The organism is Bacillus sp. NPDC077411 (assembly GCF_044543425.1).
Taxonomy (GTDB): domain Bacteria; phylum Bacillota; class Bacilli; order Bacillales; family Bacillaceae_G; genus Bacillus_A; species Bacillus_A bruguierae.
Genome location: NZ_JBITWA010000009.1, coordinates 1 through 21,945, shown reverse-complemented (window position 1 = coordinate 21,945; position 21,945 = coordinate 1). Strand labels below are relative to the sequence as shown.

Sequence of the window (21,945 nt, the reverse complement as noted above, 5' to 3'; positions counted from 1 at the left end):
GAGTTCCTAGTAAGTAATTACCCCTATATAAATAAAGAAAAGCGAGAGGTCCCCTGCTTCTCGCTTTTTCACTCAGAAGAAAATTCTCTAGTATAAAGGTCGATTTATTTGTTAAAATACTTAACGATACATATTATTCGCCACGTATATAAGATAATGATATACTTTGGTTAGAAAATTTATAAAGGAGGAAATAATATGGCAATTGTAAACGTAACTGACCAAACTTTCGCAGCTGAAGCAAGCGAAGGTCTTGTATTAGTAGATTTTTGGGCACCTTGGTGCGGCCCTTGTAAAATGATTGCTCCTGTATTAGAAGAAATCGATGCAGAATTAGGCGATAAAGTAAAGGTAGTAAAAGTAGATGTGGATGAAAACCAAGAAACAGCTCGTAAATTCGAAGTAATGAGCATCCCAGCTCTTTTCGTATTAAAAGACGGTCAAGTGGTTGATCAAGCATTAGGTTACAAGCCGAAAGAAGCGTTAGCTGAATTAGTATCTAAACACTTCTAATTTCCAAAGCCCAGCAGATGATGCTGGGCTTTTTATATTGGTTAAAATTACCTTGTGTAAATAAGACAACGGATACGAAAATGTTGTTGACACTTGTCACCCCTACTTTTATAATCAAGCTATCAATAATGAAAATCACTATCAATGAGTTTTAGGGGGACGTAAGCCATGACGTTAAAATTAAAAGTATTATCTGCAGCAGCGGTAACAACTTTACTTTTTGCAGGTTGTGCGAAAGAGGAAACGAAAAAATCTGAAGCACAAGAGAAGAAGACAGAACAAACTGCGAAAAAAGAAGAAACAAAACAACAAGAAGCAGATTTTGTACAAGCTTACAAAGATGGAATAGCGGAGCTTGACAAAGCGAAAGACGGCAAAGAGGTTGACTTTGATAAGGTAACAAAGTTATATAAAGAAAAATTACAATCTCTTGTTCAAAAACGTGATGGTGAATTTAGTGAGCAAATTGATCCAACAATTACAGCTGCATTAGAAGCAGGGAAAAAGAAAGAAATGGAACCAATGGTTGTAAGACAACTATTTGATAAATTAATGCAAAAAGAATTCTTCCAATCTATGCGCCATGATTTCAAAGAAATTGATACAAAATGGGGAAAAAAAGATGATGTGAAAAAAGAAATGGAAGAAGCGCTTGCGTTTTATAAAGGTGTAGAAGGTACAGTTGGAAAGCGTGATACGGCATACGGTACACAAATGGCTTCTACGATTAAAGGCGGCTTTGATGAAATGAACGCAGCAATTGATAAAGGCGACAAACTTGCGTTTTCTCTTGGCAAGCAAGTTGTAGATAAAACGTTAATGAAAACATTCTACTTTGCAACGGGCGCTGAGCCGCACGGTTATGCTACAAAAATGGTAGAAGAAGCAAAGAAAGATGAGAAAAAAGCTAAAGTTGAGCAAGCTGAGGGATGGGCATTTTATCAAGCTGTCTATCCATATGTAAAAAAAGCAGCTCCTGAAGAAGCAGAATTTATCTTAAAGCAATTTGATTTAAAAACAGATGTAAAAACAGTTGACGCAAAAGCGGTAAATAAAGCGTTTGTACGTGGATTCGCAAAAGTTGCATTAGGTGAGTATAAAGAGAGCCAAGAAAACTTCGGAAAAGACAAAGGTCCTGTTACAGCATTAGAAGGTGCATTGTTCATTAACATGATTGAAAATGATTTAAAAACGGTACTTGGCGAGCAGCAAACAGCAGAGTTAACAAAAACAGCACAATCTTATTTAGACGCAGTAAAAGCGAAAAAGAAAGAAGAAGCAGACAAGTTATTGCCGCAAATTGAATCCACGTTAAATAAAGTTGTGGAAACAGCGAAATAAAGTGAAACTTCCATCAGTGAGGGGGGGCTTTATCCCCCGCTGATGGAAAGCCCTCACCAATCGGGCTTTTACGGACAGTTATCCCCACCTATTTTCTTTGCTTTTCTCTGAATTTTGAGGCGGGGGTCTTACTGTCCGTTAATGCGGGATAAAACCGAAACGTCTATATTCTTTTGAAGAAACCTTGCCTTGACAAGGTTTCTTCTTTTGCATAGGGTGATAGAAGGTGGTGAACGAAATGAAAGTATTAATTACTGGAGGAGCGGGTTTTATCGGAAGTCACCTTGCGTTGAAATTATTAGAGCAAGGTAAACAAGTTGTGCTTCTTGATAATTTTCACTCTTATTATGCGAAGTCTAGAAAACTTTTTCAATTAGAACAAGTCCAGAAAGTTGGGAACGTTCCATTTTATGAATGTGATATTTTACAAAAAGATGATGTGAAAGCTGTGATGCAGCAAGAGAAAATCGATGCGGTGATTCATTTAGCCGGCTTTCCAGGTGTAAGACCATCGCTTGAAATACCAGGTGCTTACGTTGATATTAATATAAAAGGGACAAGCAACGTATTAACATGTGCCGGCGAAGAAAATGTGAAGCATGTTATTTTTGCATCGTCTTCTTCTGTATATGGAGAGCAGACAGGGATGCCGTTGCGAGAGGAAATGGCAAACGGTCGTGTTCTTTCACCGTATGCTGCATCCAAATACGGAGCAGAATCTCTTTGTCATGCGTATCAATATATGTACGGATTTCAAATGAATATTTTACGGTTCTTTACTGTATATGGACCGTGGGGACGTCCGGATATGGCAATTGCAAGCTTCATTCGAAAATTATTAAACGAGGAAGAAATTGTTGTGTACGGAACAGGTACAGGTCGTGATTATACGTATATCGATGATATTACAGAAGGAATCGCTCTTACATTACAATCAAATCATAGTGATGTATATAATCTGGGGTCTAACGCGCCTATTTTAATGACAGAATTACTCGCGCAGTTAGAAACACATTTCCCGTTTATGCGTGTAAGGAGAGAAGCGCATAGAAAAGGGGACGTAACATCAACGTGGGCAGATATTTCAAAAGCGCAAGAACAACTTGGATATAGGCCGCGTGTATCTTTTGCAGAAGGGTTGGAACGAACCGTTGCGTGGGCGAAACAATATTCGGATATTGTTTAATATTTGCGGTGTTTTTTTGCTATGTATCTTTTTTCTTTTGTCATGGCGATCGTTTGAAGCATCCTCATTATGGAAACATCTTCAAGATTTATGGAGACAGCCGTACACAATTATGCTTCTCGTTATGATGTACAGCATCGCTTTTTTATTTCGTGCATATGCATGGAAATTATATCTTCATCATCGCATTACGATGAAAGAGGCATTATATGGACTGTTGTATAGTTTATTCATTAATCATGTTTCTCCGCTAAAAGTAGGAGATGCTGTTCGCATTACGACGATTACAAGAGAGAAGAAAGTAACATTAGGAGAAGCGGCGCAATCTGTCGTTGTACTTCGTATACTAGATCTGTTTATTCTCGGTCTGTTTGGGGCAGCGGGTATGTTACTATTATGGAGAAGTATTTTACTTAATGTTTCTGTTATTCTAACGTGTGTATGTATAGGAAGCGTGATGTTATTTCTCTTATATAAGAAAGTACCTCAATTTGCAGAAAAGCAGTGGAAGCAACTGAAAGAGTCACTATTTACTCTACAAGGCGGAATGATTCTCTTGCTTATTATGCTGAGCTGGATTTGCGAGGCATTTGTAATTTATGAAATCGCTAAGCCTTTATCATTTGTGCAAGCCGTTTGGGTAAATAGCGTGACCATTGCTGGACAAGTGTTTCAACTAACACCAGGCGGAATTGGTACGTATGAGACCGTTATGACATTAGCATTGCAAGCAGTAGGAACCATGCAATCTGATGCCTACCAATGGTCGTTAATGAGTCATGGTTTTAAATTTATATTTTCTTATGGTGTGGGCGTAATACTATTACTATTATATCCGATGGAATTACGCTCATTTTTCAGTCAGAAGGGAGAAAAAATTCGTTGGAAGAAGTAAAGAAAGCGTCAAAATTTGAAAAAGTAGCGGCGCGCTGTTGGAACCTACTAAATGAAGGGAAACCATTTACACCGATTTTTGTATTCGGTACATTTTTGTTGTTTTCTATTTCACAGTTTGGACAACCGGGTTTTGTTCCTGCCTTTTTTAGTGGTTTTTTATTCATTGTTCCGCTACTCGTTTTATATTATTTGTTTGATTTTCCATTGTTTTTACGAAATTACTTGTGGCTACCGTTCGTTGTCTATTTAATCGTCTTTAAAACGGTACACATACCGTTATTATTATTTGCATTAGGATTATATTTTTTCTTTACAATCTTATTTTGGGGAACGTTATATTATCATTTGCGCATTGGAACGTCTTGGCTAAACTTTACACGTTTTTGGAAACTCGTGTTAAAGAACAGTGATTCTACAAGTGGAAATGCCCAGGAGCAAATGCCAAAGTTTTTACTATTGTTATCGCTTTGGTATTATTATTATCTTTTCTTCCAAGAAGGCGGTACGCTAGGTGCAGTAGATTGGAAAACAATTATTATGTTTTACGGTGCTCTTGCACTATATACAATTATCTTGCATCGTAATTTATTTGATTGGCAGCCAAAAGCAATTCCAACTTATACGGAAAATATGCCTGAAAATAAAGAAGCACTGAATGAAAAAGTAGTTGTCATTGTTATTGACGGCATGCGTAAAGATCGTTTTGAAGCAGCGCATACACCGTATTTAGATTCTCTTCGAAAAAAAGGGACGGAGTTTTTAAACATGGAAACGGTGTATCCAGCTCGTACTGTTGTATGTTTCTCCTCTATGTTTACAGGGACGTATTCGTTTGAGCATGGCATTAAATCGAACATGGTTTGGAAACACGGTGTGAACGTAGAAAGTATTTTTGATTCGCTTCGAAAAGTAGACAAAACAGGAAAAATGCTAGCCGTTGCGCATTTAGTCGATGCGTTTGGTGAAGATGTAGAAACATTTACAGCTGTGATGAAAAATGATGTTGTGGATGGAAAGATTATGGAGAAGGCGAAACAAATTATGGATGAACAAGACCCAGATCTTTTTATTGTACAACTCATTTCAACAGATCAAACGGGACATAGCCGCGGTGTATTATATGATGAGTATTTACAAAAAATTTATGAAGCAGACCAGCATGTGAAACATTTTATCGAGCATTTAGAGAAAACAGGAAAAGCAGAGAATACGACGTTTATCATTTGTGCTGATCATGGACAGGCAGATGGAATTGGCGGTCATGGCCATTTAGATGAGGGAGAACGTTTTGTGCCATTCTTTATGTACGGTCCCCATATTAAACAAGGTGTGAAAATAGAAGAGAAGAAAAGCCTCGTTTCTATGGCACCAACACTTGCTTATTTATTAGGTGCACCGTATCCATCACATAGCCGTGGTCCTGTGTTAGTGGAAGCGTTAAAGGAGCAGGAAAAGTAATGAAAGTGATTGTATTTATACCAGCCCTAAATGAAGAAGAATCCATTGCGCATGTTATTCGAAAAGTACCGCGTCATTTTCATCCGAGTGTAACAGTAGAAGTTCTTATCATTGATGACGGTTCAACAGACAGAACGGTAGAAGTTGCAAAAGAAGCAGGAGCAGATCATATCGTTTCATTTGCAAAAAATGGCGGTTTAGGTGCAGCTGTTCGAGCAGGCCTCAAGGAGAGCTATCGACTGGGAGCTGATATTAGTGTGATGATTGATGCGGATGATGAATATCCAGCAGATGAAATTCCGAATATATTGCAGCCCATTTTGGAAGGAAAAGCAGATTATACAATGGGATCACGTTTTCGCGGTACCATTAGCGGTATGAAACTGCATAGACGGCTTGGAAACTATTGTTTTACGATGCTGCAATGTATATTGCTACGTAAATGGATTCGTGATGGTCAATCAGGGATGCGTGCTTTTTCACGGCAAGCGATGGAGCACGGGGAAATTGTGCATGATTACAATTATGCACAAGTGATTACACTAAATTTAGTGCGAAAAGGATTTCGAGTTCAGGAAGTACCGATTACGTATAAAGTGCGTGAAACAGGGGAGTCGTTTATTTCGTTTCGTAAGTATATGACGCGCGTTTTTCCCGCAATTTGGAAAGAGATGAGACGCCCGGTAGAGAAAGTTATAATTGATTATGAAGCGCATGTATTAGCAAGAGAAAAGAAATGCTCATAGTGAGTATTTCTTTTCTTGACATTGAAAGTGATAATTATTATCATCTCTTTAGGAGGAACGTTTATGAAAAAAATAATTACTTCATTATTTGTTGGTGTTTTTTTACTATTCTCGATACATACAAGTGCATTTGCTTATTCGTACGGAAATCCGAACGAGGAAAAGGTTGCAGAGGCATATAAGCAAATGGTCGCGAAGTTAGATGAAAATCCGCCAAACTTTACAGAAGCAAAGAAAGCATATGAAAATGTGCAGACAGAAATTGATCAGCACATGGGAAAAGAACCAACTAAAGCAATTATGAACGATTTTGATAAGAAAAATAAAGAAGATCTTATTGCTGATATGCAAAAAATTCTTGCTCTTAATATTAATCGTCGTTTAACAAATGTTGATGAACAATTTAAAGATTATGATACAAGTAAACGTTTATTAGCAAAAGCATTTGCAACATATGAAGCGTTATCACCAGTTGTTGCACAGCATAATAAAGAGTTAGATACAACTTTAAAAGATGAATTTAACAAAGCATTAGAATCACTTGGAAATCCAGGCTTATTTGGAGTAGGACAAAAGGAAGCAAATCAAGATGCTTTCAAGAAAAGTAAAGATGTTATTTTAACAAGTTTACAAAAAGAATTTAAAATTAAAGATTTCAGAGTTGGCCATTTTGATGCGAGCGGAAAAGAAGAAGCTTCAAAAAGCGCAGGCAAAACAGAATGGACAGATTTAAGCAAATTGAAAAACTGGGCTCCAATTGTTGTTATAGTACTTATACTTGTTGGAGTTATTGTATACGCAATGCGAAAACGTAAGTAAGAATGAGGAGGAAGAGCGATGCAATTACAGGCATTTCTTATTACATTTCGTGAAGTATTAGAAGCATTGCTCATTGTTGGGATTATTACTACGTATTTAAAGCGTACGGATAATAAGCAGTTTGTGAAATACGTTTGGTTAGGAGCAGGCCTTGCGGTTGTAGCAAGTTATATTGTTGCTCTTGTCTTCCAAGTTGTGTTTACTGGCTTTGCCGCAATGGGAAGTGAGATGTATTTAAAGATATCGATTATGTTCATTTCCGTTATTTTGCTTACACAAATGGTATTTTGGATGGCAGAACATAGCAAAAATATAAAAGGCACTATGGAAAGTAAAATGAGTCATTATATTACGACTGGAAACGTAATTGGGATGGTCGTACACTCCTTTCTTGTTGTGCTACGAGAAGGCGTTGAAACAGTGTTCTTCTTTGCTGCGATTACAGGCGGAAATATTGAAGCAGCAATGCAAGGGTGGGGAGCAATTACAGGAGTTCTTGTTGCAGTTCTTGTCAGCTACTTTTTCTTTAAAGGAACGATGCGTATTTCACTAAAAGTATTCTTTAGAGTAACGGGAGTATTTATTGTCTTCATTGCAGCGGGACTTCTTGTACAAGGTATTTCCATACTCCAAGATTTAAAAATACTTGGCAGTGTGATGCCGCACGTATACGATATTACGTGGCTGCTTCCGGAGCATCCGATTGATTATGATCATTACTTGCGTGATCATGGTATTGCGCCGCTTCTTTCCGGTGATATCGGTATTTTCTTAAAAGCATTTTTAGGATATTCTTCGATGCCATCACTTGAAGAAATCCTTGCATATATCGGTTATTTTGTTGTCCTTTATATGTTAATTGTTTTTAAAAAACCTGTTGAAAAAAAGAAAACTGAAGTCGAAGCAAATAAATCAGTAAGCTAAAAGTACAAGGAATATTCCTTGTACTTTTTTTGCAGAAAGGAAATAAGATGAATCGAGTATTACGTATATGGGCAATTATTCTGTTTTCAAGTGCGATTGTTATTCGTTTTTTTTATGCAAGTCCGTTTGCTGCCTCGTGGGATGAAGTAGACTTTTCGCTTGCGCTAAAACAATATGACATATTAGCGATGCAACCTCATTTCCCGGGTTATCCATTTTTTATTTTAGGGGGAATGATGACGCACCTTTTTATAGAAAGTCCTGTGCAATCGTTAGGGATTTTTAATGCGGTTATGGCACTGACTGCGGCTTTTCCAATGTATTGGATGGCACGTCATTATGTAAGTAAAACGAGTGCTCTTATTGTTGTAGCTGCACTGCAAACGAGCGGTTATTTTTCCATTTTAGTAACACAGCCAATGTCAGAGGGAGCAGCATTAGCAGTGCTATGGTGGTATTTGTGGAGTGTAGAGCGTGCATTTCGCACGAATGAATTTCGAGCTCAATTTTGGCCAGTCATTTTCTTCGCGGTATTGATGGGAATACGTGTATCATATGCACCATTTGGAATCGCGCTTATTGTACTAGTATGGCAGCAGTGGCATGAAGAAAAATGGCGGTTTATTATCATATGCTGTACAGCTGTTCTTTCTCAGCTTGTATGGATTGGAGCGCTTATTTGGAATATCGGCGGTGTAGAGGGACTATGGAAAATTTCGTTTGGATTTGTAGAAGGTCATTTTACAGAATGGGGCGGTGCTGTTACAGAAACGAGTGAACCGCTTATATCACGTCTGTTTCGTTTGCTTTCCGAGAATATTGGATTTGCAGGGATAGGTGTCCATTCGTATGTTCTTACAAGTTTCTTTCTTTTCTTTTTGCTTCTATTTGTTTTACAATGGAAGAACATACGTTGCTATCCGAAATTGTTAATCGCGCTCGGCATTGTATATTTTGTGTGGAATTTACTTGGACAAAATATTGATAAACCGCGTCACTCTTATCCAATTGTAGCAATAGTACTTTGCGTACTTGCTATTTCATGGTTAAAAAGGCATAGCGGAATTTTATTGCTGTTATTTGCAACGTTTCAACTTGTTATTAGTATACCGCTTATGCAGGAACAAAAAGAAGCTGTACCTGCAACGTATCAGCTTGTGTCGTATTTACAAGAAAAACAGCAGCCGTTCATCGTATATACATGGGAAGAGACACGGATTATGGAATATTTGCATGTACCATATGAACATAAACGCTTTTACACATATGACTATTTTTTACAAGATAAAAAATATCATAAGAATGATACAATATACGTTACGAACCATTTAATTGAAGGGTTTCAAAAACAAGGGGTTGATATAAAAGGACAGGTAAAAGAAGTTGCCGTCTTTCGTTCTAACCCGCTATTTGACCCTGTTTATCATACAATCGTGTTATACGAGTGGAAAAGGTAAGAGAGGAGAGAGCGCGTGCACGAGTATTTAAAAGAAAAACTAGCGATTTTACCGGACCAACCGGGCTGTTATTTAATGAAAGATAAGCAAGGAACAGTTATCTATGTCGGGAAGGCAAAGGTGTTAAAAAATCGTGTGCGCTCGTATTTTACTGGTTCACATGATGGAAAAACACTTCGGCTTGTAGAAGAAATTGTTGACTTTGAATATATTGTCACTTCTTCAAATTTAGAGGCTCTTATTTTAGAGTTAAATTTAATTAAAAAATATGATCCGAAGTATAATATCCAATTAAAAGATGATAAAACATACCCATTTATTAAAATTACAGCTGAAAAACAACCGCGTTTGCTTATTACGAGAAATGTAAAAAAGGATAAAGGGAAATATTTTGGTCCATATCCAAATTCACAGTCAGCTCATGAAACGAAAAAATTGTTAGATCGTATGTATCCGCTTCGGAAATGTACAAATATACCAGATAAAGTTTGTTTATATTATCATATGGGACAATGCTTAGCGCCTTGTGTACAAGAGGTAACAGATGAACAAAATAAAGAAATTGTAGATGGAATTATTAAGTTTTTAAATGGTGGACATAAAGAGATTCGTTCGGAATTGGAAACGAAAATGTATGAAGCATCGGAAAAATTAGAGTTTGAACGAGCGAAAGAATTGCGAGATCAAATTGCTCATATGGATGCAATAATGGAAAAGCAGAAGATGATTATGAGTGACTTAGTCGACCGCGATGTGTTTGGTTATGCGGTTGATAAAGGTTGGATGTGCGTGCAAGTATTTTTCGTTCGAAAAGGAAAGTTGATTGAACGGGATGTTTCGATGTTTCCGATTTATGATGATCCGGAAGAAGGATTCCTAACGTTTATCGGACAATTTTATGAACAAAATAATCACTTTAAACCGAAAGAAATTGTTGTACCAAGCAGCATTGATCATGAATTGATTGGAAAGTTTTTAGACGTAGATGCAACGCAGCCAAAACGGGGCCAGAAAAAGGAACTTGTCGACTTAGCGAGTAAGAATGCTAAAATTGCACTGCATGAAAAATTTTATTTAATTGAACGCGACGAAGAACGCTCCATTAAGGCGGTCGAAAAATTAGGAGAACAGCTAGGGATAGAAACGCCGCATAGAATTGAAGCATTTGATAATTCTAACATTCAAGGAACAAATCCGGTTTCCGCGATGATTGTATTTAACGATGGAAAACCTGCCAAAAAAGAGTACCGTAAATATAAAATTAAAACGGTGCAAGGACCTGATGATTATGAATCGATGCGTGAAGTTGTGCGCCGTCGTTATACACGTGTTTTAAAAGAAAGCTTACCACTTCCAGATTTAATTGTAATTGATGGTGGGAAAGGTCATCTCGCTGCAGTATGTGATGTGTTAGAAAATGAACTCGGTCTTTCTATTCCAACAGCAGGGCTTGTGAAAGATGATAAACATCGCACATCCCATTTAATAATTGGTGAACCACCGGAACCTGTTCTGCTAGAGCGTAACAGTCAAGAGTTTTACTTATTGCAGCGTATTCAAGACGAAGTGCACCGCTTTGCGATTACGTTTCATCGTCAAATTCATGGGAAATCTGTTATTCAATCGGCATTGGATGATATACCAGGAGTCGGGGAAAAACGAAAGAAAACACTTTTAAAACATTTTGGCTCTCTTAAGAAAATGAAAGAAGCATCTGTTACAGACATTATAGAAGCTGGAATGCCGCAAAACATAGCCGAAACCATTCATACGTATTTAACAGGGAAGACATTGTAGGTAGCAATGTCTTCTATTTTTTTGGTTATAATCAAAAAATGTCGCAAATAATATAAAGTGACTGTTTATGCATTGAAAAATTAAAATGGATTTATGTAGAGAAAGTAAAACTTTCATTAGCGGGGCGCATGTCCGCAAATAGCGGGATAAAAAAAGTCAACTGGACATGGTCGTGTCTAGTTGACTTATGAATGTGCATTATACTTCGACAGGATCTTTTGCATCCCATTGCACAAGGAATGTAACAGAGCTAGAGCGCTTTTTCTGCTCTTCGTAAGATTCAGCAATCACACTACGCTGCTTTTGAATTTGCTCGGCAATAAAACCAGCTTCTAATTGGTAAGAAGAATGTCTCTTTTGTTGCTGGCGTTCTTCAATAAGAGCACCTGTTAGTTTAAAGTGCATTTCACGACGTTTATGTTCAATAACCGTTAAGTCACCCCAACCAGCTTTTTCGAAAAATTGGCTTATTTCATCGATTGTTTCTAACGGATATTTTCGTGCTAAGTTTCTGCCAGCCCAATATAAAATGGCATCTAATTCTTTCCCTATTAAGTCAGGGAGTAATTCTCCCCGAAGCAATTCATAGGCAAATGCATTGATTGAAATATTTTGTAAAGATTCGCTCTCGATTTTTTTTGTACTCACAATATTCCCCACTTTCTATACTGCCAATATTATATACCATTTTATATAGATAAACACAGCTATTTCTTTGGAAAAAATCTGATGTAGAGAATGAAAAAAGAATATGAAAATTATATATAGATTATGTATACGTTTTCTTGACGCTTCGACAAAAATAGGAGTAAAATGAATTTGTTATCAAATTATGCTGAAATATTTCGAATAATTTTTTCAGTTTTTCTTATAACAATAGTGGAAAAATGCTATTGTTATAAAGTAATGTGACAAACAGCAGTCAAACATTCGAGGGGGTAATGGGGACATGAAAGGCCGCGAGTATACATTTCGCAAGTGGCACTCGTTAATGGGTGTCATTCCAATTGGCGTCTTTATGACGCAACACTTAGTAATAAACAACTTTGCAACAAGAGGAGCAGAGGCTTTTAATAGTGCTGCTCATGTTATGGAACAGCTTCCATTTCGGTACGCATTGGAGATTTTTGTAATTTTCTTACCATTGCTGTACCATGCTGTATACGGTTTATATATCGCATTTACAGCTAAGAACAATGCAACATCTTACAGCTATTTCCGTAACTGGATGTTCGTTCTGCAACGATTTACTGGTGTGTTTACACTTATATTCCTAGCTTGGCACGTTTGGGAAACTCGCATTCAGGCTGCGCTTGGACAAACGGTAAACTATGATATGATGGCAAATATTTTAGGCAATCCATTTATGTTTGGCTTCTATTTAGTTGGGATTTTATCAGCTATTTTCCACTTTGCAAATGGATTATGGACATTCTTTATTAGCTGGGGTATCACAGTATCACCACGTTCACAGCGTATTTCTACGTATGTAACATTAGCAGTTTTCTTAATATTATCGTACGTAGGAGTGAGCGCATTATTTGCGTTCATTAATCCGAATCTAGCAAACTTGTAAGGAGTGGGAGAGCATGAAAGGGAAACTTATCGTAGTTGGCGGTGGATTAGCCGGCTTAATGGCAACGATTAAAGCAGCGGAAGCAGGCGTGAATGTAGAACTATTCTCTTTAGTACCAGTGAAACGTTCTCACTCTGTATGCGCGCAAGGCGGCATTAACGGTGCTGTAAATACAAAAGGTGAAGGGGATTCTCCATGGATCCACTTTGACGATACAATTTATGGAGGAGATTTCTTAGCGAACCAACCTCCTGTAAAAGCGATGTGCGATGCAGCACCTGGTATTATTCACTTAATGGATCGCATGGGTGTAATGTTTAACCGTACGGAAGAAGGATTACTAGACTTCCGCCGCTTCGGTGGAACGCAGCATCACCGTACAGCATTCGCTGGTGCAACAACAGGACAACAATTATTATATGCGTTAGATGAGCAAGTACGCCGTCATGAAGTAGCAGGTCTTGTTACGAAATATGAGGGCTGGGATTTCTTACGCGCTGTTGTCGATGACGAAGGTGTATGTCGTGGAATCGTAGCGCAAGACTTACAATCTATGGAAATTAAAAGTTTCCGAGCTGATGCTGTAATTATGGCAACAGGGGGCCCTGGTATCATCTTCGGAAAATCTACAAATTCTATTATTAATACAGGTACAGCAGCATCTGCTGTATATCAACAAGGTGCATATTATGCAAATGGTGAGTTCATTCAAATTCACCCGACTGCAATTCCTGGGGACGATAAGTTACGTCTTATGAGTGAATCTGCACGTGGTGAAGGTGGACGCGTTTGGACGTATAAAGACGGTAAACCATGGTACTTCTTAGAAGAGAAATATCCTGCATACGGAAACCTTGTACCTCGTGATATCGCAACACGTGAAATCTTTGATGTTTGCGTAGAGCAAAAGTTAGGTATTAACGGTGAAAATATGGTATATCTAGATCTTTCTCATAAAGATCCGAAAGAACTAGATATTAAACTTGGTGGAATTATTGAAATCTATGAAAAATTCACAGGTGATGATCCTCGTAAACTACCGATGAAAATCTTCCCGGCTGTTCATTACTCAATGGGCGGACTATGGGTTGACTATAAGCAAATGACAAGTATTCCAGGGTTATTTGCAGCTGGTGAGTGTGATTATTCAATGCATGGTGGTAACCGACTAGGTGCTAACTCATTACTTTCAGCGATTTACGGCGGAATGGTAGCGGGACCAAATGCAATTGAATACATGAAAGGACTTTCAAAATCATCTGATGCTGTTTCATCTGCTGTATATGAGCAAAATGAATTAATTGAAACAGAAAAATTCAATAATATTTTAACGTTAGATGGTAATGAGAATGCATATGTTCTTCATAAAGAGCTTGGAGAATGGATGACAGATAATGTAACAGTAGTTCGTGAAAATAAAAAATTATTAGAAACAGATGCGAAAATCGAAGAGTTAATGGAACGTTATAAACACATTAACATTAACGATACGGCGAAATGGAGTAACCAAGGTGCTTCGTTTACACGTCAACTGGCAAATATGCTTGAATTAGCTCGTGTTATTACAATTGGTGCATATAACCGTAATGAAAGCCGCGGTGCACATTATAAACCAGAATTCCCAGATCGTGATGATGAGAACTTCTTAAAAACAACAATGGCGAAGTTTGAAGGAGAAGGAAAGGCACCAGCATTCCATTACGAAGACGTTGATATTTCATTAATCAAACCACGTAAGCGTGATTATTCTTCAAAACATGAAGTAGCTGCTAAGGGAGAAGAGAAGGGGGATAAGCAACATGTCTGAGAAAACAATCCGCCTTATTATTACAAGACAAGACGGCCCGAACTCACAGGAGTATGATCAAGAATTTGAAATTCCCTATCGCCCAAATATGAATATTATTTCGGCATTAATGGAAATTCGCCGTAACCCTGTTGATGTAAAAGGGAACAAGACAACACCTATTGCTTGGGATATGAACTGTTTAGAAGAGGTGTGCGGAGCATGTTCGATGGTAATCAACGGAAAACCACGTCAATCATGTACAGCACTTATTGATCAACTAGAACAACCAATTCGCTTAAAACCAATGAAAACATTCCCGGTTATTCGTGATTTGCAAGTAGACCGTAGTCGTATGTTTAACGCGTTAAAGCGTGTAAAAGCATGGATTCCGATTGATGGAACGTATGACTTAGGTCCAGGACCGAGGATGCCAGAGAAGAAACGTCAGTGGGCATATGAATTATCAAAATGTATGACTTGTGGTGTATGTTTAGAGTCATGTCCAAACGTAAACAACAAATCTGACTTTATTGGTCCAGCACCACTTTCACAAGCACGTTTATTTAATGCACATCCAACGGGTGAAATGCATAAAGCGGATCGTTTACGTGCAATCATGGGTGATGGGGGACTTGCAAACTGCGGTAACTCACAAAACTGTGTACAATCTTGTCCAAAAGGAATTCCATTAACGACATCGATTGCTGCATTAAACCGTGACACAACGATTCAATCTTTTAAAGATTTTTTTGGTAGTGACAATAACTATTAATCTAGATTGCCTCTTCAGTTTGAAGAGGCAATTTTTATAGTTATATAAATACAAGTTGAAGCACAACATAAAAAACCTCTTTCTTTTTGGATGGGCGAGAGGATCTGGCCATGCATAGAAGCGGTCAGTGCCTATTTCTACCACGGGCGTCGGTAAAACAAAGAGAGGTGCAGGTTCCTTTTTGTTTAGTATAGCAATGCATTTTGATTTTAAATTTCCGAAAAATCAAATAATATTAAAGAGAGTATACGAGAAGGAGATGGGTGTTTGTGAAGAAGATTCATTATATTGAACATTTTGAAGAGTGGGCGAGTGCATTTTCATTCTACATTCCTGTAAAGGTTCGTTTTTGTGAAACGGATATGTTTGGACATATGAATAACGGTGTTGCGTTTACTTATTTTGAAGAAGCTCGTATTGAATTTTTTAAAGAACTTGGTTTTATGCAAGAGTGGGTGCATGAATCGTCAGAAACGATGATTGTAGTAGCAGATTTACAATGTAATTTTTTAAAACAAGTGTTCTTTGATGAGAACCTAAAAGTGTATGTAAAAGCGGAAAATGTCGGAAATTCATCTTTAGATTTACACTATATGGTGAAGAATGAGGCAGGAGAGATTTGTTTGGTGGGGCGAGGAGCGATGGTACAGGCTTCTAAAAAAACAGGAAAAGGAGTACCTTGGTCGGTGGAATGGAAACAAAGGTTAGTAGATTAAAAAAATAAGAGAGCGTATAGCTCTCTTATTTTTTGTCTTCCATTGCTTCCTCTAATGTCAAGTGATGCGTATATAAATATGTGGCATGCGGATTGCCGACAAAACGAAGATGCCATGGCTCAAAAGCATATTCGGTAATGTTTGTTTTATCTTTCGGATAACGGATAATAAATCCAAATTCGTGCGCATGCTCTGCCACCCATTTTCCTTCAGGTGTTTCTCCGAATACAGGCTCCAATTGAAGGTTTGCTGAATTAGAGCTAATATCTATAGCAAGTCCTGTTTGATGCTCGCTTGTTCCAGGAACGGCACTTAACGAATCAGCAGCTTCTTTTCCTTGACGATCTACGTATGTATTGTGTAATGACTGTTGTCGTTTATAAGAGCGAAATCCAGATACAGCTGAAAGCTCAATTCCTTGTTTTTTTGCTGTTTCAAACATTGTTTCTAAGGCATCTGCTGCCGGCTTACGAAGTAATGTTTTTTCTTTATCTTTCGGAGATAAAAACGGAACATTTGGTTTTGTTAAATCACTTGGTGTATAAGAGTCTGGTAGCTTTCGATGCTTGTTGACTAACACGAGTAATGAATCCGGATTATTGACAAGGCTATATTGATCATCTGTTTTTTTTGCTGTCGTACTTGCTTTTGGGAACGGTGGAATCTCCTCTTTTGGATGTTCAGCATGCTTTTTTGTTTCAACTGCTTCTGCTTGATTATGTATGAAAGATTTGGAAAGAAAATTTATTAAAGAAATAACAATGAGAATAATAATCGAAATTAAAAGAGTTCTTTTTATAATTCGTTTTTTAATCATTTTTAACCGATATAGTCCTTTCTAAACTGCTCGTACTTGAATATCTTTTTACATTATAAATCTATCTTACATAAAAAGGAACGAGGGAGTCGTGATGTAATGAAAATGAAAAAAATTTGTAAAAAAATGTCGATTATTATTCCGTCTGTTTTAAGTGGCACAATTATAACCTGCCGTTAACTCTATTTTTATGTTATAAGAAAAAAATAAAGGATGGCACAGTGCCACCCTTTATTTTTTATCTTCAAATGCTTTTAAGTTGTCTTTACGAATTTTATCTTTTTCTGCATCTGTTTTTTTAAAGTCATAGTTATATAAAGAGCCTTCCCAGTCACCATACATAGGATTTGGGAAAACAATAAATTTCTCGCCAAATTGCGCTTTTAATTCTTCTACTTTCTTATTACGATCTTGCGTGGATAATCCATCGAAACCAATGAAGTCTGATAAATTATCACCAAATAATAAGACGATATCATGCGTTGTTGAAACGAGTTCACGACGTTTTTCTTTTCCTTTTTCTTTCGGATCTTGTAGCAAGATGTGTTCTTTCGTTGCTTGCGGAGCACCGATACGTTCTAAATTTTTAATTGTCGCATCTAACTGATTCGTTTTACGATTTGAAATATAGTAAATATCTACGCCTTTTGATTCTGCATGTTTTAAGAAGTCAATTGAGCCAGGAAGAGCTGCCGCTTCTGCTTTATTAATCCAGTCATCCCATTTATAAGGATAGCCTTTTCCTGTTTTTACAGACATTGCTTGGTGTGGACTGTTATCAACAACAGTTTCGTCTAAGTCTAGTACAACAGCTGGTTTCTTGCTTGTTCCCTTAGCAAGAGCTGCATCTAGCTTTAGTGTACCAATGTTGTAGCCTTGGTGGTATAATGCTTTCGCTTCACCAGATGTTTGATACCATAAGTCAGCCATTAATTGTTGATCTGTTAGTTGGACTTTTTCTTCTTTTGCTTTTGCTGATGTCTGTTCTGCTGTTGTGTTGCATGCTGTTAAAGTTGTAGATAACAATGCAACAGATAACAGTGTTGTTAGTTTTCTCTTCTTCATAGTGTCCTCCCAAGGTATGTAATTCGTTTCTTCATTATATTATTGTGATATAATTAATTATATCGCAATAATATAATGAAGTTATATGCAATTTTGCATATTGATATACGTATATAAATTAGTATGTGCAATGTTATAATAAAATATGGTAAAAATATACGTATTTTGCATATTATTAAATTTATAGGACTAATTTTAAGGAGAGAAAAGTATGACATTGCAGATTCAACAATTAACCAAGCAGTTTGGTGAAAACGTTGCAGTGAATCATTTAAATCTTACCTTGCCGAAGGGCGAAGTATTAGGACTGCTAGGACGAAACGGTGCAGGAAAAACAACAACCATTAAAATGCTGTTAAGTTTATTAACGCCAAATGAGGGCAGTATTACGTGGGATAAGAAAGAGATTTCGAAGAGTGGTGTAACAATTGGTTATCTTCCTGAAGAGAGAGGTTTGTATACGAAAAGTCGAGTAATTGATCAGCTTCGCTATTTTGGGAGATTAGAAGGAATGACAAGGAAAGAAGTAGATACAGCCATTGATTTTTGGTTAGGAAAATTAGCAATCCCTGAATATAAGTATAAGCTGGCAGGGGAACTTTCGAAAGGAAATCAACAAAAAATACAATTGATCGCAGCGCTTTTACATGACCCAGAGTTACTCATTTTAGATGAACCGTTTAGTGGATTGGATCCCGTAAATGCTGAAATGCTAGCAAATATTATTGAAGAACAAATTCAAAGAGGGAAAACAATTATTTTATCGAGTCATCGCATGGAACAAGTTGAATCATTTTGTCAGCATGTGTGTATTTTAAAGCAAGGTGCGGCGGTTGTAGAAGGTCACTTAAGTAATATAAAAAAAGAATACGGATTTCGAAACTTAACAATCGAAGATAACGAAGAAAATGAAAAAGCATTGCAAACATTACAAATTGTGTATGAGAAGCGTCTTGGTTATCTTTATATTAAAGTTCAGGAAGATACAGAAGCCCTATCAATCTTACAAAAATTACAAGAGCAAGGTGTGCATTTACGTCAGTTTAAAATGCTAGAACCGACCTTAAATGAAATCTTTGTAGAAAGGGCGAAATAAGAATGCGTAAATTTTTTCATGTGTTTTCATTTTATTTTAGAGAATCATTTCTTTCAAAAAAATCACTGATTACAAGTGGGATTTTGTTTTTAGTGGTATTTGGAATTTTTGCTTTTAATCACTTTACTTCTGATAAAGATAAAAATAAAGACAAAGATAAGTTGGCAATCGTAATGGATAGTGCGACATATATAGTGCAAGAAGAGGGACTAAATAAAATTCTGCCATCAGCTCAAATACGAATAGAAAAGAAAGAACAGTTAGAAAAACTTCATAAACAAGTTGAAGAAGGAAAGTTAGATGGTCTCTTTTATGTTAAAGAAAAAAATGGAGTTCCCGAAGTAACGTATATGTACAATGGTTTTTCAAGCCAAGAAACGTCTACTATTATAGCGAACTATTTGAAACAGCAATATACGCAAGTGATTCTTTCGAAACATAAGGTGCCGTCTGATGTGGCGCAGCAATTACAAACAGATATTTCGGTGAAAGAAGAAGCAATAAAAGATCGTGCTTCCTCCTTCGGTATTGCATATGTGTTTATATTTGTACTCTATATGTTTATCATAGCGTTTGGAAACACAATTGCGATGAATATCGCATCAGAAAAATCCTCTCGTGTTATGGAAATTATGCTTTCGAAAGTGAAGCCGCTGTATATGATGTACGCTAAAATTCTTGCTGTTGTTACAACAGCGTTACTACAAATTGCTATCCTTGCATGTGGTGTTCTCGTTCCAGTTTTAATTGGATGGGTAGATTTAGATAATGCGTCTTTATTTGGTCTTCCGATTGATTTTGCGAAGTTAGATGTAAAAGTTATTAGTCTGTTTATTGTATTTTTCATTACTGGCTATTTATTATATGCGATGATGTATGCAGCGGCTGGAGCTGTTGTATCAAAAACAGAAGACTTACAATCAGTATCATTTCCAGTCGCAATTTTAATTATGGCAGCGTTTTTCATTAGTATTAAATCATTATCAGACCCAAATAGTACGATTGTTGTGATTAGTTCATATGTTCCTTTCTTTACGCCAATGGTCACATTCTCACGAGTTGTAGCTGGAGAAGCTGGCGCTTTAGAAATTAGCATTGCCTTATCGTTATTACTTGCGACAATCTTCTTCTTAAACTTTATTGCAAGTCGTATTTACGTAAACGGTGTCATGAGCTATTCCGATAAAGTGAAATTTAAAGATCTTGCTAAATTTATAAAGCGTCATTAATACAGAAAAATCCTGATTCTTTTATAAGTAAATCAGGATTTTTTCTCTGGATTTACAATGCTGTTTATTTTATCCCGCTATTCGTGGGCAGTAATACTCCCGCCTCAAAATTCAGCGAAAGCAAAGAAGTAAGGTGGGAGATAAACTGCCCGTAAAAGCCCGATTGGGAGGGCTAATAATCAGTGGGGGATGAAGAACCCCCCACTGATTAAAGTTTCACTTTATATAGCGAAAGAAAGTGGTATATAATAAAAGGTACGTTATTTTTTATGAATGATAGATAATGGAATAAAGGAGGGGAATACAAGTGGGGATTAGTAGTCGTTTTACGGTGGCTGTTCATATGTTAACATTACTAGCAGTTGATAAAACTTCACGTTGTACATCTGAATGGATTGCTGGTAGTGTCAATACAAACCCAGTCGTTATTCGCCGAATTACAGGAATGCTAAAAAAAGCAGGACTAGTTGATGTACAAGCTGGAAAAGGTGGTACTTCTTTAGCTCGGGATTTAGACGAAGTGACATTACTTGATGTATACAAAGCAGTTGAAGTTGTGGAAGAAGGACATTTATTTTCTTTTCATGATAATCCGAATGTACAATGTCCAGTTGGGGCAAACATTCAAAATGTGTTAGAAATTATATTATTGCAAGCGCAAGAAGCAATGGAAAATGTTCTTGCAAATGTAAAGGTAAAACAGCTCGTTACGAATTTAGAAGAAAAAATAAAACAATAAAAGAACCTAGCCTTCTATCATGCAAGGCTAGGTTCTTTTTCGTTAAGCGTTACGCACTGTGAAGCGTTGACGTAGGAATTGAGGAGTTTCTACTTCGTCTAATAAAGCAACAGCGTAGTTTGGAATGGAAACGCGACTTTCACCATTTTCATCTATTAATAACTGATCTGTACCTGTTACATATTTGCCTGTACGTTCTCCTGGTTCGATCATTGCAGCAGGACTTAAATTCGTCCAGTTAAAATCGGATTGTTTATATACCTCTAATGCATCGCGATGAGCTAATGCGATTGACTTCCATTCTGCAGGAAAGTCTGGTGTATCAACAACTTGTAAGCCAGGTGTTACTTCTAAGCTACCTGCGCCTCCAACTGACACAAGACGAGAGACGCCAGCTTGTTTTGCTGCTTGTAATAAAGAATGTGTTGCTTCTACAAGTTTCTCATCCTCACCATGTTTAGGACCAAATGCACTAATTAAAACGTCATGATTTGCTGCTTCTTTTGCAATGCTGCTTACATGAAAGATATCACCTGTTACAACATGTAAGTTTTCATGTGTTGTTTCTACGCGAGATGCGTCGCGTACAATCGCTGTTACTTCATGCCCGCGTGTTAAAGCTTCCTCGATGATTTGTTTTCCGATGTTACCAGTTGCGCCTACCACTGCAAGTTTCATATTCATTCTCCTTTTTCACTTTGTTTTATATAAAATGTATCCATCTGCATTTAATTTGTAACAGATTCAGTTACAACTATATGTAACCATTATAGTTACAACTGTATTTCTTTGTCAACATAAAAAACAATTTGGAGAAAGGGGAATAAAATATAGAAAAGGCACCGCAGAGAATGAACTGCACCCCAATTGTTAGACACCGTCTAACAATTGGAGGTGCAGTTTTTTTATGACAAAATACTCTTTAGAAACCAAGTTATCGGCTGTTACTGCTTATCTTAATGGCGTAGAATCCTTTAAAGATATAGCTCAAAAGCATTGTGTAGATAT

The 21,945-nt window shown here is 37.0% G+C and carries 21 protein-coding genes; 17 read left to right on the top strand and 4 right to left on the bottom strand.

The features are described from left to right. The first annotated feature begins 198 nt into the window (after nucleotides 1–198). The 10 genes from trxA to uvrC all read left to right on the top strand — a co-directional run bounded on the left by trxA (nucleotide 199) and on the right by uvrC (nucleotide 11,138). On the top strand, nucleotides 199–513 hold the full coding sequence (gene trxA, locus ACIGHG_RS13340) for a thioredoxin (RefSeq protein ID WP_336471070.1): 315 nt from the start codon (nucleotides 199–201) through the stop codon (nucleotides 511–513). A 168-nt stretch (nucleotides 514–681) separates the two neighbouring features. Further along, on the top strand, nucleotides 682–1,854 hold the full coding sequence (locus ACIGHG_RS13335) for a hypothetical protein (protein WP_336471071.1): 1,173 nt from the start codon (nucleotides 682–684) through the stop codon (nucleotides 1,852–1,854). Between the two features lie 238 nt (nucleotides 1,855–2,092). After that, complete coding sequence (locus ACIGHG_RS13330) at nucleotides 2,093–3,040, top strand: SDR family NAD(P)-dependent oxidoreductase (RefSeq protein WP_336471072.1); 948 nt, start codon at nucleotides 2,093–2,095, stop codon at nucleotides 3,038–3,040. Next, entirely contained in the window at nucleotides 2,973–3,935 is a 963-nt protein-coding gene (locus ACIGHG_RS13325; protein WP_396548891.1) for a lysylphosphatidylglycerol synthase transmembrane domain-containing protein, read from the top strand. The genes ACIGHG_RS13330 and ACIGHG_RS13325 overlap by 68 nt, the downstream gene beginning before the upstream one ends. Then, a complete protein-coding gene (locus ACIGHG_RS13320; protein ID WP_336471074.1) occupies nucleotides 3,923–5,395 on the top strand; it encodes an alkaline phosphatase family protein in 1,473 nt (490 codons plus the stop codon). Before ACIGHG_RS13325 ends, ACIGHG_RS13320 begins: the two co-directional genes overlap by 13 nt. Next, on the top strand, nucleotides 5,395–6,141 hold the full coding sequence (locus tag ACIGHG_RS13315; protein WP_090916505.1) for a glycosyltransferase family 2 protein: 747 nt from the start codon (nucleotides 5,395–5,397) through the stop codon (nucleotides 6,139–6,141). The genes ACIGHG_RS13320 and ACIGHG_RS13315 overlap by 1 nt, the downstream gene beginning before the upstream one ends. Before the next feature lie 63 nt (nucleotides 6,142–6,204). Beyond that, on the top strand, nucleotides 6,205–6,960 hold the full coding sequence (locus ACIGHG_RS13310) for a hypothetical protein (protein ID WP_336471075.1): 756 nt from the start codon (nucleotides 6,205–6,207) through the stop codon (nucleotides 6,958–6,960). 18 nt (nucleotides 6,961–6,978) lie between these two features. After that, complete coding sequence (locus tag ACIGHG_RS13305; protein WP_336471076.1) at nucleotides 6,979–7,884, top strand: FTR1 family iron permease; 906 nt, start codon at nucleotides 6,979–6,981, stop codon at nucleotides 7,882–7,884. A gap of 47 nt (nucleotides 7,885–7,931) precedes the next feature. Then, a complete protein-coding gene (locus ACIGHG_RS13300) occupies nucleotides 7,932–9,341 on the top strand; it encodes a hypothetical protein (protein ID WP_396548888.1) in 1,410 nt (469 codons plus the stop codon). A gap of 15 nt (nucleotides 9,342–9,356) precedes the next feature. Next, nucleotides 9,357–11,138 carry an excinuclease ABC subunit UvrC gene (uvrC, locus tag ACIGHG_RS13295; RefSeq protein ID WP_336471078.1) on the top strand — a complete coding sequence of 594 codons (1,782 nt, stop codon included), beginning with the start codon at nucleotides 9,357–9,359 and terminating at the stop codon, nucleotides 11,136–11,138. Between the two features lie 198 nt (nucleotides 11,139–11,336). On the opposite strand, the gene ACIGHG_RS13290 is transcribed toward uvrC, so the two are convergent. Next, complete coding sequence (locus tag ACIGHG_RS13290) at nucleotides 11,337–11,786, bottom strand: YslB family protein (RefSeq protein WP_336471079.1); 450 nt, start codon at nucleotides 11,784–11,786, stop codon at nucleotides 11,337–11,339. Nucleotides 11,787–12,087: 301 nt separating this feature from the next. Between ACIGHG_RS13290 and ACIGHG_RS13285 the strand changes: the two genes are divergently transcribed. The 4 genes from ACIGHG_RS13285 (at nucleotide 12,088) to ACIGHG_RS13270 (ending at nucleotide 15,991) form a co-directional block, all read left to right on the top strand. Beyond that, nucleotides 12,088–12,714, top strand: coding sequence for a succinate dehydrogenase cytochrome b558 subunit (locus ACIGHG_RS13285; protein ID WP_336471080.1), 627 nt, complete (start codon nucleotides 12,088–12,090; stop codon nucleotides 12,712–12,714). Between the two features lie 13 nt (nucleotides 12,715–12,727). Further along, on the top strand, nucleotides 12,728–14,521 hold the full coding sequence (sdhA, locus tag ACIGHG_RS13280; RefSeq protein WP_090919637.1) for a succinate dehydrogenase flavoprotein subunit: 1,794 nt from the start codon (nucleotides 12,728–12,730) through the stop codon (nucleotides 14,519–14,521). Beyond that, a complete protein-coding gene (sdhB, locus tag ACIGHG_RS13275; RefSeq protein ID WP_090919635.1) occupies nucleotides 14,514–15,275 on the top strand; it encodes a succinate dehydrogenase iron-sulfur subunit in 762 nt (253 codons plus the stop codon). Before sdhA ends, sdhB begins: the two co-directional genes overlap by 8 nt. A gap of 269 nt (nucleotides 15,276–15,544) precedes the next feature. After that, a complete protein-coding gene (locus ACIGHG_RS13270) occupies nucleotides 15,545–15,991 on the top strand; it encodes an acyl-CoA thioesterase (protein ID WP_336471081.1) in 447 nt (148 codons plus the stop codon). A 25-nt stretch (nucleotides 15,992–16,016) separates the two neighbouring features. Here ACIGHG_RS13270 and ACIGHG_RS13265 read toward each other — a convergent pair whose 3' ends face one another. Both ACIGHG_RS13265 and ACIGHG_RS13260 read right to left on the bottom strand, forming a co-directional pair. Beyond that, entirely contained in the window at nucleotides 16,017–16,808 is a 792-nt protein-coding gene (locus ACIGHG_RS13265; RefSeq protein ID WP_396548884.1) for a M15 family metallopeptidase, read from the bottom strand. 231 nt (nucleotides 16,809–17,039) lie between these two features. Further along, complete coding sequence (locus ACIGHG_RS13260) at nucleotides 17,040–17,873, bottom strand: 5'-nucleotidase, lipoprotein e(P4) family (protein ID WP_336471082.1); 834 nt, start codon at nucleotides 17,871–17,873, stop codon at nucleotides 17,040–17,042. A 211-nt stretch (nucleotides 17,874–18,084) separates the two neighbouring features. On the opposite strand from ACIGHG_RS13260, the gene ACIGHG_RS13255 reads away from it, so the two are divergent. The 3 genes from ACIGHG_RS13255 to ACIGHG_RS13245 all read left to right on the top strand — a co-directional run bounded on the left by ACIGHG_RS13255 (nucleotide 18,085) and on the right by ACIGHG_RS13245 (nucleotide 20,937). Beyond that, complete coding sequence (locus ACIGHG_RS13255; protein WP_336471083.1) at nucleotides 18,085–18,969, top strand: ABC transporter ATP-binding protein; 885 nt, start codon at nucleotides 18,085–18,087, stop codon at nucleotides 18,967–18,969. 2 nt (nucleotides 18,970–18,971) lie between these two features. Continuing rightward, the gene (locus ACIGHG_RS13250; RefSeq protein ID WP_336471084.1) at nucleotides 18,972–20,198 is read left to right on the top strand and encodes an ABC transporter permease; all 1,227 of its coding nucleotides are present in this window, start codon (nucleotides 18,972–18,974) and stop codon (nucleotides 20,196–20,198) included. A 307-nt stretch (nucleotides 20,199–20,505) separates the two neighbouring features. Further along, on the top strand, nucleotides 20,506–20,937 hold the full coding sequence (locus ACIGHG_RS13245) for an Rrf2 family transcriptional regulator (protein WP_090919615.1): 432 nt from the start codon (nucleotides 20,506–20,508) through the stop codon (nucleotides 20,935–20,937). A gap of 42 nt (nucleotides 20,938–20,979) precedes the next feature. On the opposite strand, the gene ACIGHG_RS13240 is transcribed toward ACIGHG_RS13245, so the two are convergent. Further along, nucleotides 20,980–21,615 carry an NAD(P)-dependent oxidoreductase gene (locus ACIGHG_RS13240; RefSeq protein WP_336471085.1) on the bottom strand — a complete coding sequence of 212 codons (636 nt, stop codon included), beginning with the start codon at nucleotides 21,613–21,615 and terminating at the stop codon, nucleotides 20,980–20,982. Between the last annotated feature and the right edge of the window lie 330 nt (nucleotides 21,616–21,945).